An 11,640-nucleotide genomic window follows, 5' to 3' on the forward strand; every position below is an offset into this window, starting at 1 on the left:
AACAAAGCACCTCAAATTAAAACGCTTTTTATAATGACGGAGTTAATGTTTGGTATAATAAAGAAAATAATACATTAAAGATAGGACGATGAGCATGACACATTACCTTATATATGATCAGATTCCTGACAGGATGAAGAAAGATTCTTATTTTCACTTTGCTTTAGCGGATGCTTTAATTCGTCAAGTAAATAAACATCCAGAGCAAACCATGCTCCATTTTTGGCCAACCGATAAGAAGGTCATTCTAGGAATGATGGACACTAAGTTACCCTACTTATCCGATGGTATTTCAAGTTTAGAAAATGAGGGTTACGAAGTTGTCGTTCGCCCTTCCGGCGGTTTAGCCGTTATCTCTGATCCTGGTATTTTAAACTTCTCTTTTATAATCGCTGAACCAGACAATAAGAAATTATCAATTGATGATGGTTATGAAATGATGGTTGCCATTGTCCGCCAGGCCTTTTCTGCCTATGGAAAAGAAATTAAAGCCTATGAAATTACTGATTCATACTGTCCTGGAACGTTTGATTTAAGTATCAACGGGAAAAAATTCGCAGGCATCGCACAGCGCCGTTTTAGAAGAGGAATCGGTGTGATGATTTACTTAAGCGTTGATGGGAACCAACAAGAACGCGGCCAAGTGATTCGAAACTTTTATCAAACCAGTCTAAAAGGCGAGGAAACAAGATGGCATTATCCCGATGTTAATCCTGATTCCATGGCTAATTTAACAGAACTACTAGATCCCAAGTTAACCATTCAAGCTGTCCAAGACCTTTTAACACAAGCCGTCATCAAAAATACGGTCACACCTCTTGATAGAAATGTATATGATTCGGAACTTCTCACTGAATACAACCTTGCTTACGATAAAATGATTAAACGCAATGAGAAAATTTTGCCTAAGGAGAGAGAAAATGAAAAGCTTCCATAATGTCGAACTATTAGCAAAAGAAAAAGTTTTCCGTGATCCGGTTCATGGTTATATTCACGTCCAACACCGTATTATTATGGAGTTGATTGATAGTCGTGAATTCCAACGCTTGCGTCGCATTAAACAGCTTGGAACTTCCTCTTTCACTTTCCATGGGGCGGAACATTCGCGTTTTAATCACTCCCTAGGCGTTTACGAAATAGCCCGCCGGATTTGTGATAAATTTGTCCGGAATTATCCCAGTCAAGAAAAGGGAGACGGCTTGTGGGATGATGATGAAAGATTGGTTACCCTTTGCGCCGCACTTTTACATGATTTAGGACACGGCCCATTTTCGCATACCTTTGAAAAAATTTTTAATACCGATCACGAAGTGGTCACAATTGCCATTATCTTATCTGAAGAGACGGAAGTGAACCAAATCCTTCGCTCCATAAGCACTGATTTTCCTGAACAAGTCGCATCGGTTATTTCTAAAACCTACCCAAATCCACAAGTGGTTCAAATGATTTCGAGCCAAATTGATGCCGACCGGATGGACTATTTATTACGAGATGCTTATTATTCGGGGGTTACTTATGGAACCTTTGACTTAACACGAATTCTACGTGTTATTCGCCCTTATACTAATGGTCTCATTTTTGATATTTCCGGCATGCACGCAGTCGAGGACTACGTGGTTAGTCGCTATCAAATGTACATGCAAGTCTATTTCCATCCAGTTTCTCGTGGTATGGAAGTCGTTTTATATCATCTTATGAAACGAGCTAAAGATATCTACTTAGATGAAGACCAAGAATTTATCTATGCGACCTCTTTCTTAGAACCTTTTTTTAAACAAAACTGGACTTTAGCAGATTATCTGCGCCTTGATGACGGAGTGCTGACCACTTATTTTAGTCATTGGATTGATGAAGTGGATCCGACGCTAAGTGATTTAGCTAGCCGCTTTTTGAACCGAAAACCTTTTAAATCCGTTCGTTTTGATAACACACGTGACGCTGAACGTGTCAAAGAGTTGCAGTCTTTGATTCAGCGTATGGGCTATAACCCTGATTATTACACGTCAACAAATAACAGTTTTGATTTGCCTTATGATCTCTATCGTCCTGGGCAAATCAGCAGCCGTACACAGATTGAATTTATTCAAAAAAACGGTCAAATGATTGAACTCTCTGAAGCGAGTGCGATTGTTTCATCCCTAACAGGTCAAGTTCGTGGTGACCAGCGCTTGTACTTCCCACGCGAAATTACGCATGGTTTTTCTGCCGGCGGTGTTAATCTTTTTGATAATTTAGCCGAAGAATTTAGAAGTTATATTGAAAACGAAGCGATTATTTCCGAATAAAATAAGCGTTCTGAAACGGTGGATATTTCCCGTTTCAGAACGCTTATACTAATTATGCTCGCCATTTAATAGGATAGTCAGATAAAACGCGTTTGATGGACGAATTCCCTGTTATTCCATACATAATTGCAACTGTAATAGGCAGAGACAGTGCATTTTGAGCTAGACGCACTGGTAAGATGGCCCAAAAAGCCTGATCATATAAGATATATAACCATAAAGAATTTAAACCCACATTCACAAAGACCGTGACTAACAAACTCGCTACAAATAAGCGCGTGACAGTTAATGGCTTCTTATAAAGAATAAGGGCATAAATAACCGGCGCAATAGCAGCTGAAAGCGTAAACCCTGGATAGTAGGGAAATCCTTTTGGAAAAAGGAAGAAACCTAATAAATCAGCTGTTGCCCCCGTGGAAAAACCAATACCTGGCCCATACATAATCGCTAGCAATATAGTAGGGATAAAGGTAAAACCAACGCGAACAAACTGCGTTTCAATTGCAAGAAAGCGTGTTAATACAACTTTCATCGCAATCATTAAACCAATCACAGCAATATCTCTCGCTGAAAACTGATTTGAGAACTTCTTAAACATGACAGCAACTCCTTTTAGAGTCGCTACAAAAAATGCAGCGAATGCGAGAACAAAACCGCAAATGATTTCTCATTTTTCGTTCGGTGGCAACATCCCATCCTACCGACACTTAACGCTTTATTCTCTACTCTGTTAATATTTCCCATTACAGGATTAAGCCTATCTTACGATAAACATGAATTACATACAAGATACCAAGTGAAATCTATTTATTCTGCATTAATTTTAAAGGTGTAGCGATGGCCTTGAGTCATGCTGTGGTAGAAACCTTCTCCTTCATAAAGTTGGAAAACCTGTGCTTTTTGGCGATCGCTATCTTCGGGGTAAACGTGTTTGACGTAGGGATTATCTGCTAACATTTCTTTTAATAGTTCTTTCCCAACTTCTCTTACTTTCCCTTCAATCCGGATTACTTGAATCAAATAGCCATCCTCCGACATTGCTGTGATGGCCACATTAGGATTATGAGTGAGTTGTTGATAAAAATTGGTTTTGGGACTAGTCATGAAAAAAACACCGTTGCTATTGGCAACACCAATATGTGCATGACGCGCGTGCGGTTGATTGTCTTGGTCTACTGTCGCAAAAACAGCAACCTTCATTTTTTCTTGTAAAACGCCCATAATATCTTCTAATTCCATCCTAACACTCCTTATAAACGTATTTTATAGTTAAAAGTTTGAGAAACAGCTCACATGACTAACCGTTTTATAAGTTCGCATCTCTCACCTACCTACCTATTATAACAAATACAAGAGGAAATAGGCTTGCAGTTGAAGATCATTTTAGAAATTTAAATTCATTATTGACACAAAATGAGAAATTGGTTATAGTTAGTTCATTGAAAAACACGTTGAAGAGAAGAGTATATCAAGAAGTCCTTCCATAGAGAGCTTGGTCAGGTGAAAGCAAGCAAGGAAAGAATGATAGAAGATGGTCTCAGAGTGGCTTGTCCGAATGCATAGCTTTAGGTCAAGACGGGAACGCCCGTTATAGTGTCACAGTATCTATCTCGTTTTATAGAGGGTACTGGCTAAGGTACAAGGAGCAATCCTTTTACAAACAAAGGTGGTAACACGAGATTAAACTTTACTCTCGTCCTTTCTAACACATAATGTGTAGAAAGGACGAGTTTTTTTATTTTATAGATAAACGCATAGAAGAGGAAAGTACCATTGTTTCTATCTCACAGAGAGCTTGAACAGGTGAAAACAAGCAGATAGAGCAAGGGGAAAATGGCCTCAGAGTGGCAAAGACGAGCACGTTTGCAAGTCTTTGATGGGTACGCCCATTACAGCGTAGGAGTGGGATAACCACTTCATGAGAGATTTTCCATGAGGATAATCTAAACAAAGGTGGTAACACGAAGGCTTCTGCACTCGTCCTTGAATCGTTTATTTATAGCGTATTCGGGATGGGTGTTTTATTATTTAAAGGAATGAGGAAGAAAACATGATTGACTTACAAAATATCGATGTCACATTTAAAGGTGACAAAAAGCAACGTATTCATGCTGTTCAAAACGTATCACTTCAGGTTAACAGAGGAGATGTTTATGGCATCGTCGGTTACAGTGGAGCGGGAAAGAGTACTCTAGTTCGAACTATTAATCTATTGCAGCGACCTAGTCAAGGCAAAGTAATCGTTAATGACCAAGTGCTAACTGATTTCAATCAAGCTGAACTTCGTGAAGCACGTAAAAAAATTGGAATGATCTTCCAACATTTCAACCTAATGGCTTCTAGAACGATTTTTGATAATGTTGCCTTTCCACTTAAACGTTCAACTTTAAGCCGTCAAGAAGTAACGGATAAAGTGACCAACCTTTTAGAATTAGTTGGGTTAGCTGATAAAGCAAGTGCCTACCCTTCACAATTATCGGGCGGGCAAAAACAACGGGTTGCCATTGCACGATCACTAGCGAATGACCCCGAAGTATTACTTTGTGACGAGGCAACTAGTGCATTAGATCCAAAGACAACTTCATCGATTCTAGAATTATTAAAGAAACTCAACAAAGAATTGAATTTAACAATTGTTATTATTACACATGAGATGCAAGTTGTTAAAGAAATTTGTAATAAAGTAGCTGTTATGGAAGACGGTTATGTTATTGAAAGTGGCTCTTTATTAGATATTTTTACAAATCCACAAAATCAATTGACCAAAGATTTCATAAATACGGCTACACATGTTGATCAAGGAATAGAAACTGTCTTGACGCATCCAACCTTATTAAACTTAGATAAAGATGATGAGCTAGTTAAACTTTCCTTCGTAGGTGGTTCAACAGGAGAACCGCTCATTGCGAAATTAAGTAATGATTTTCAAGTTGAGGCAAATATATTATTTGGAAACGTCGAAATCTTACAAGATGTTCCGGTTGGAACGCTTCTATTAACACTTTCTGGTTTACCTGAAAAGATTAACCAAGCTATTACTTATTTACAAACGAACGATGTTTCCGTTGAAACAATAAGCTATGAAATAATAAAATCAAAACGTTATATGAAAGGAGCAGATGAATAATGTCATTTCTTGATCAATTATTACCGAACGTCACACCCATTTGGGATATTGTTTGGCAAAGTTTATGGGAAACCCTATATATGACCCTTGCAACGGGATTAATTGCCGGTTTACTCGGAATCATGTTAGGCATTGTCCTACTGGTTACAGATGAGAATGGATTATTAGCGAATCCTGTTCTTTATAATATCTTAGATAAAGTGGTTAATATTTTCCGCTCTCTACCCTTTATTATCTTGGTCGCGCTTATCTATCCCTTTACACGCCTAGTGGTTGGAACGGCAATTGGTACAACGGCCTCCTTGGTTCCTTTAGTTATTTCAACCGTTCCCTTCTTCGCACGGCAAATTCAAAACGCCCTTTTGGAAGTAGACCCTGGAATCGTTGAAGCAGCGCAAGCAATGGGAACGAGTAATTTGGATATTATCTTTCGGGTTTACCTAAAAGAAGGATTAGCTTCAATTATCCGTGTTTCTGCTGTTACGATTATTAACTTAATCGGTTTGACCGCTATGGCAGGTGCCATTGGAGGCGGTGGTCTCGGGAATTTAGCAATATCACGCGGCTATAACCGTTACCAAAGTGATGTCATATTCGTCGCAACTGTACTCATTTTAATTATTGTCTTTATTAGTCAAGCAATTGGTAATTATCTTGTTAAAAAAGTAAGTCATTAAAAAAGAGAAAAGAGGAAAAAAAATGAATAAAAAAATGATTGGTTTAACAGCAAGTTTGGCACTCTTCTTAGCAGCTTGTGGATCAGAGGGTACTTCTGAGGAGTCAACCACAGGATCTGAATCAGTTTCTGTAGGAGTTGTCAGTGAGGTAGAGGTCGAAGTTTGGGAGAATGTTAAAGAGCGTCTAGCAGATGATGGGGTTGATTTAACAATTGAACAGTTTGGTGATTATGTACAACCAAATCTTGCCGTACAGTCTGGTGATATTGATTTAAATGCGTTCCAACATGTCGCCTATTTAGAGTCCTTTAATGAGGATAACGATGGTGATTTAACTCCCATTGGTTTTACGTATGTATCTCCACTTGGTCTCTATTCAGATCGTGTAACCGATTATAAGGACTTGGCAGATGGGGCTGAAATTGCTATTCCGAATGATGTAACAAATGGTGGACGCGCCTTACTGCTATTACAGTCACTGGGGTTAATTACACTTGATGAAGCTGCTGGTACAGAGGCAACCTTAAGTGATATTAGTGAAAACCCTAAAAATTTGGTAATTACTGAAATTGATGCCGCTCAAACAGCACGTACCTTACCCGATGTAGATGCAGCCGTTATTAATACCAATTTTGCAACTGATTCGGGATTAAATCCTAGTCAGGATGCTTTATTCTTAGACACCGATAATATTTCTGAAGTTAATGAAATTTATAAAAATGTTATTGCCACACGTAGTGAGGACGCTGAGAACGAAACTTATTTAAAAGTAGTCCAAGCTTATCAAACTGAAGAAACGGCAGCTCTATTGGAAGAAGCGACAAGTGGTAACGATGTTCCTGCTTGGGATTAAGTTATAAAAAATCGAGGTGTCCATAATGTTCAAAAAGAAATTTTTGTCTCATTTTTTACTCGTTGGTGGCTTATTTCTAACTGCTTGTGCGAATAATGAAGATATCAACCAAGTAACACTTGGTGTTGTAGGTGAAAATAATGAGGTATGGGAATATGTCGTTGATGAATTAATGGAAAAAGAGAACATTCAACTTAACCTGCAAACTTTTACAGATTACGCGACCCCTAACAAAGCATTAGCAGATGGTTCCATTGATTTAAATGCGTTTCAGACCGAAATTTTTCTAGATGAATTTAATAAAACAGCTGATCAAGATTTGCAGGTCATCGGCTATTCCTAATGACCCATCTAATGGAGGGCGTGCGCTACGCTTACTTGAAACGGCTGACTTAATCACATTGGATCCGCAAGCGGGATTAGCCCCTACTGTTGATGATATCACTGCTAATCCTTTAAATCTGATAATTGAAGAATTGGACTCTTCTCAAACAGCACGAGCACTTGAAGATGTAGATGCTTCTGTGATTAACAGTGGCATGGCCGTTGACGCTGGCTTTTTCCCATCAGAAGACGCTATTTTTCTAGAGCCTGTTACAGAAGAATCCGTTCCTTACTACAATGTTATTGCAGCACACCCTGATAATGTTGATAAAGATACCTTTAAAACAATTGTCGCTTATTACCAAACCGATGCGACTGCTGCCGTTATCAAAGAAGCTTCAAAAGGTTCGCAATTTCCAATTTGGGAGTAACAAAAAGGAGGAAATCATGATTACACAAGCAAAAATTCATGAACGTATTAGTGACCAAGAAGCTTATATCACGAATTTACGCCGTCATTTCCACCAGCATCCAGAATTGAGCTTACAAGAATATGAGACCATTAAACGAATTAAAGAAGAGTTGGATAATCTTGGACTTCCTTATCAATCTGTTGGTGAAACAGGTGTTTTAGCTACTTTAGAAGGTGGAAAGGGCCCCGGTAAAAAACTTTTATTACGAGCGGATATCGACGCTCTACCAATGGATGATTTAACCGGACAAGCGTACACTTCTATTAACGCTGGCGTTAATCATGCTTGTGGACACGATGGCCATATCGCCGCTCTAATGGGTGCTGTTCACGTTTTGAAAGATATTCAAGACGAGATTAAAGGAACGATTATGGTTGCCTTTCAACCTGCCGAAGAAATTGGAGCTGGAGCCCGTCAATTCGTCCGTGGTGGTTTTGTTAATGATGTGGATCATGTGTTCGGTTTGCATCTCAGTTCTCGTCATGCGCTAGGAAAAATCATTGCAACGCCAGGACCTTCTAATGCATCTTGTGATATTTTTAAAATCACAGTCCATGGTAAAAGCAGCCACGTTGCCAACCCCGTGCTTGGACGAGATGCTTTGGTAAGCGCAGCTGCAATTGTAGGCGAACTGCAAACCATTGTTTCCCGCGAAACGAAACCCAGCGATGAAGTCGTACTTGGAATTGGCGTTTTACGTGCAGGTACGAATTACAATATTATCGCAAATGAAGCGTTTATAGAAGGTACGGTTCGTACCTTTGATTCCAAGGTGAGAGCTCACGTTTTAGAGGCAGTAGAAAGAATCGCACGCTTAACAGCGCAAGCACATCGGACAGAGGTTTCATTTTCTAACTATGATGCAGCAGCTCCTTTAATAAATGATGTGGATGCTGCACAAGCTGCCTATGAAGTAGCTGCTAAGATTGTTGGAGCAGAAAATGTTATTCAAGACGAACCAAAAAGTATGAGTGCAGATGATTTTGCTGACTTTTTAGCAGTTGCACCAGGTGTTTACTGCTTTGTGGGAACTCAGAGTAGTCAAGAAACAGCTTTTAGTCATCACCACCAGCAATTTGACATCGATGAGAGAGGCTTACTTCATGCCGCTGAGCTTCACGTCAGCTATGCTTTAAACTATTTATCTAATCAATAAAAAGAGGCTGGGACAAAATATCTCAGCTAACCAAAAAGATGAATGAGTTCAAAAACTCAATCATCTTTTTGGTTTTGTATTAAAAAGTCGCGTAATTCTGTTAACTAGCCTTCCTTAGATTATATTTTCTCAAGTTATTGGCCATCAAGGCCAATTCAATATCAACTTTTACCTTTTCTTTTCCACGTAAATGGAATCGAGTGAAACCCAAATTAGCCTTTATCTGGCCAAAAACAGGCTCAACATCGATTTTGCGTTGTGCAAAAATCCGAGACCTTTCGGGCGATAAAAGCTTACTCGTTTCTTGTTCTTTTAATTCCTCATAGTGCCAATTATAGTTAAATGATTTTTGGGGGGCTTCTTCCGGATTAGTCGGTTTATATACATGGATTATCTGAACGAAACCACTCGTGTTCTTCTTGCGGCTGATATGGCTGAAATAATATTTCGTACCATCCGGATGGACAAAATAATTTTCTTCCACCACATACTCCCAATTTTTTCTGTTTTTATCTGATGATTTATAACTACGCTTTTGTTCTTTATCAAACGCATTATATTTGATAAGGTGTTCCACATCAATTTGGTCCAAGTAATCCAGGTTTTCCTCACTGCCATATCCAGCATCAGCTACAATGGTCTTCGGTAAAATGGTCAAGGAATCTACAAAAGGGATGAGTGTCCGCATATCCGTAGGATTAGGAAACACCCCGACGGCCAAAGCGAATTGGTTTTCAGTACCAATTTGAATATTGTATCCTGCCTTAAGTTGTCCATTTTGCATATAGTCATCTTTCATTCGCATAAACGTAGCGTCGGTATCCGTTTTTGAGAAGCTGTTCCGATCCTCAAAAACTTGTTCATACGCCGCATATTTTTTCTTACGTGGAATAAAGTCATTAACCAATTTACGCAAGTGTTTCTTTAGCGTCCGTCGTCTTTGCTTTTTAGGGTTTTTCCCTTTAACTGGATTCGCCTCGATGTCACTAGACAGGTCTTGAATTTCTTGCTCAATGATAGTGGCAATTTCTTCCAACTCAGCGGTGGACAGTTCATCAGAATCATCAATCTGCATGGCTTGGTCAACCAATGGTTGAATTTCTTCCTTAAAGTACTGCATCGCCTTTTCTTTAAGGGAAGCTTTGTATCTCTCAATGGCCTTTTTCCAGACAAAAGAAAACTTATTGGCATTTGCTTCAATTTTCGTGCCATCAACGAAGAGGGTTTCCATCGTGACCATATTTTCTGTCTTCAGTTTCGCTGCAAATTCCGCAAACAATTCCGGTAACAGATTTTGGCAAAACAGTGATGACCGAAACCGGTTGATTGTACGGTAGGAAATCGTTTCTTGGCTTACCAACCACATCATAGCGATGTTCTCCAACATCGTCTTTTCCATTTTCCGTCCCGAGAAGATACCTTCCGAGTAGGCGAATAACAAAGCCTTGATAAGCAAACGCGGGTGATAACCAGGCCTTCCTTCGGAAGCCTCGAATAAAGGATAGGCAGACCAATCTAACGATTCAATAAATTCATCGATAACAAAAACAAGATGGTCTTGGGGAAGCAAAGCGGATAATTCCAATGGTAAAGTGGTTTGGTTTGTGTTATATTTTTTATACATAAGAAAGCCCCTCCTGAATGTATTTGTCGTTATTTACATTATACTAGGTGGCTTTCTTTTTTTATACCAATAACAAAGCAGCCCGGAAGAAAAACTTCCGGGCTGCTTTTTAGCTAGGTTTTGTCCCAGCCTCTTTTTTAAAAGTCATAATCAGAGTCTTTCATTGTTTCTACGTCAGACAGTAAATAGCCATTCCCGACTGAACTGAAAAAGTCCATGTTACTAGTAGTTGTTGAAATCCCATTCATAACAATCGGATCCACGTCTTCAACTGTTTCAGAAAAGAAAGGATTTAGGCCTAGGTTCATTAGTGCTTTGTTGGCGTTATATTTCAAAAACACCTTCACATTTTCAGACCACCCTACTTCATCGTATAACTCTTCTGTATAGCGTGACTCATTTTGATATAAGTCCAACAACAAATCATAGACCCAATCCGTCATTTCTTGACGCTCTTCATCAGCTAATTCATCCATCCCTAAACGGAATTTGTAGCCGATATAAGTGCCATGAACACTTTCATCACGTAGAATTAAACGGATAATTTCTGCCACGTTAACCATTTTCCCATTGCCCATATACCAAAGTGGTGCATAAAAACCAGAGTAGAATAGGAAAGATTCTAAAAGGACACTGGTTGCTTTCTTTTGTAAAGGCGTTCCATTTAAATAAATATCGCGAATGACATTCGCTTTGTATTGGAGATATTTATTTTCTTCTGTCCAGCGAAAAATTTCATTGATTTCAGCTGGTGAACATAAGGTTGAAAAAATAGTGGAATAGCTTTTTGCATGGACTTGTTCCATAAATTGAATGTTAGTTAAGACTGCTATTTCATGTTGGGTTTTAGCATCTTTCAAAATTTGAGCATTCCCATCTTCACCTTGTAAGGTGTCTAGCATGGTCAAACCACCGAACACCTTATTGAAAAGTGTTTTTTCTGCTTCACTCAATTTGGACCAGTCACTCAAATCATTAGAAGGTACCATCCTAGTATCTAGCCAAAACTGGGATGTCAACTTCTCCCAGGTTAGTTTATCAACCATGTCTTCTACTTCGTTCCAATTAATTGATTTATAGGAAGTAGTTGGATCATGTTGGCGCTTGTTCAATCTTATCAT

Annotated in this window: 10 protein-coding genes, 1 pseudogene, 1 riboswitch and 2 other annotated features; of the genes and pseudogenes, 7 read left to right on the forward strand and 4 right to left on the reverse strand. The window is 39.0% G+C overall.

Annotated elements, in window-relative coordinates; translation table 11 throughout:
• The first annotated feature begins 94 nt into the window (after positions 1-94).
• Both BW727_RS08445 and BW727_RS08450 read left to right on the forward strand, forming a co-directional pair.
• A complete protein-coding gene (locus tag BW727_RS08445) occupies positions 95-937 on the forward strand; it encodes a lipoate--protein ligase family protein (protein ID WP_062471608.1) in 843 nt (280 codons plus the stop codon).
• Positions 921-2,285 carry an HD domain-containing protein gene (locus tag BW727_RS08450; protein ID WP_062471610.1) on the forward strand — a complete coding sequence of 455 codons (1,365 nt, stop codon included), beginning with the start codon at positions 921-923 and terminating at the stop codon, positions 2,283-2,285. Before BW727_RS08445 ends, BW727_RS08450 begins: the two co-directional genes overlap by 17 nt.
• A 52-nt stretch (positions 2,286-2,337) precedes the next feature.
• On the opposite strand, the gene BW727_RS08455 is transcribed toward BW727_RS08450, so the two are convergent.
• Complete coding sequence (locus tag BW727_RS08455) at positions 2,338-2,883, reverse strand: folate family ECF transporter S component (protein WP_062471613.1); 546 nt, start codon at positions 2,881-2,883, stop codon at positions 2,338-2,340.
• A gap of 33 nt (positions 2,884-2,916) precedes the next feature.
• Positions 2,917-3,017: riboswitch (THF riboswitch) on the reverse strand.
• 75 nt (positions 3,018-3,092) lie between these two features.
• Entirely contained in the window at positions 3,093-3,524 is a 432-nt protein-coding gene (locus tag BW727_RS08460) for a pyridoxamine 5'-phosphate oxidase family protein (protein WP_062471616.1), read from the reverse strand.
• Between the two features lie 203 nt (positions 3,525-3,727).
• Positions 3,728-3,989, forward strand: a binding site (T-box leader).
• Positions 3,990-4,031: 42 nt separating this feature from the next.
• Positions 4,032-4,273, forward strand: a binding site (T-box leader).
• A 62-nt stretch (positions 4,274-4,335) separates the two neighbouring features.
• On the opposite strand from BW727_RS08460, the gene BW727_RS08465 reads away from it, so the two are divergent.
• From BW727_RS08465 to BW727_RS08485, 5 genes and pseudogenes are all read left to right on the forward strand, one after another.
• Positions 4,336-5,412 (forward strand): methionine ABC transporter ATP-binding protein, encoded by a 1,077-nt coding sequence (locus tag BW727_RS08465; RefSeq protein WP_062471620.1) that lies wholly within the window; start codon positions 4,336-4,338, stop codon positions 5,410-5,412.
• Entirely contained in the window at positions 5,409-6,089 is a 681-nt protein-coding gene (locus BW727_RS08470) for a methionine ABC transporter permease (RefSeq protein ID WP_418268863.1), read from the forward strand. Before BW727_RS08465 ends, BW727_RS08470 begins: the two co-directional genes overlap by 4 nt.
• Positions 6,090-6,111: 22 nt before the next feature.
• Positions 6,112-6,942, forward strand: coding sequence for a MetQ/NlpA family ABC transporter substrate-binding protein (locus tag BW727_RS08475; RefSeq protein WP_062471626.1), 831 nt, complete (start codon positions 6,112-6,114; stop codon positions 6,940-6,942).
• Between the two features lie 25 nt (positions 6,943-6,967).
• Positions 6,968-7,697, forward strand: a pseudogene (locus BW727_RS08480) (MetQ/NlpA family ABC transporter substrate-binding protein).
• A 16-nt stretch (positions 7,698-7,713) separates the two neighbouring features.
• Positions 7,714-8,895 carry an amidohydrolase gene (locus BW727_RS08485; protein WP_062471629.1) on the forward strand — a complete coding sequence of 394 codons (1,182 nt, stop codon included), beginning with the start codon at positions 7,714-7,716 and terminating at the stop codon, positions 8,893-8,895.
• 100 nt (positions 8,896-8,995) lie between these two features.
• Here the strand turns inward: BW727_RS08485 and BW727_RS08490 are convergent, their stop codons facing one another.
• Together BW727_RS08490 and nrdF are read right to left on the reverse strand one after the other, a co-directional pair.
• A complete protein-coding gene (locus BW727_RS08490) occupies positions 8,996-10,519 on the reverse strand; it encodes an IS1182 family transposase (RefSeq protein ID WP_077795832.1) in 1,524 nt (507 codons plus the stop codon).
• A gap of 137 nt (positions 10,520-10,656) precedes the next feature.
• On the reverse strand, positions 10,657-11,640 hold the full coding sequence (nrdF, locus tag BW727_RS08495) for a class 1b ribonucleoside-diphosphate reductase subunit beta (protein ID WP_062471188.1): 984 nt from the start codon (positions 11,638-11,640) through the stop codon (positions 10,657-10,659).

Origin of the sequence: Jeotgalibaca dankookensis, from assembly GCF_002005405.1 — a bacterium.
GTDB classification, from domain to species: domain Bacteria; phylum Bacillota; class Bacilli; order Lactobacillales; family Aerococcaceae; genus Jeotgalibaca; species Jeotgalibaca dankookensis.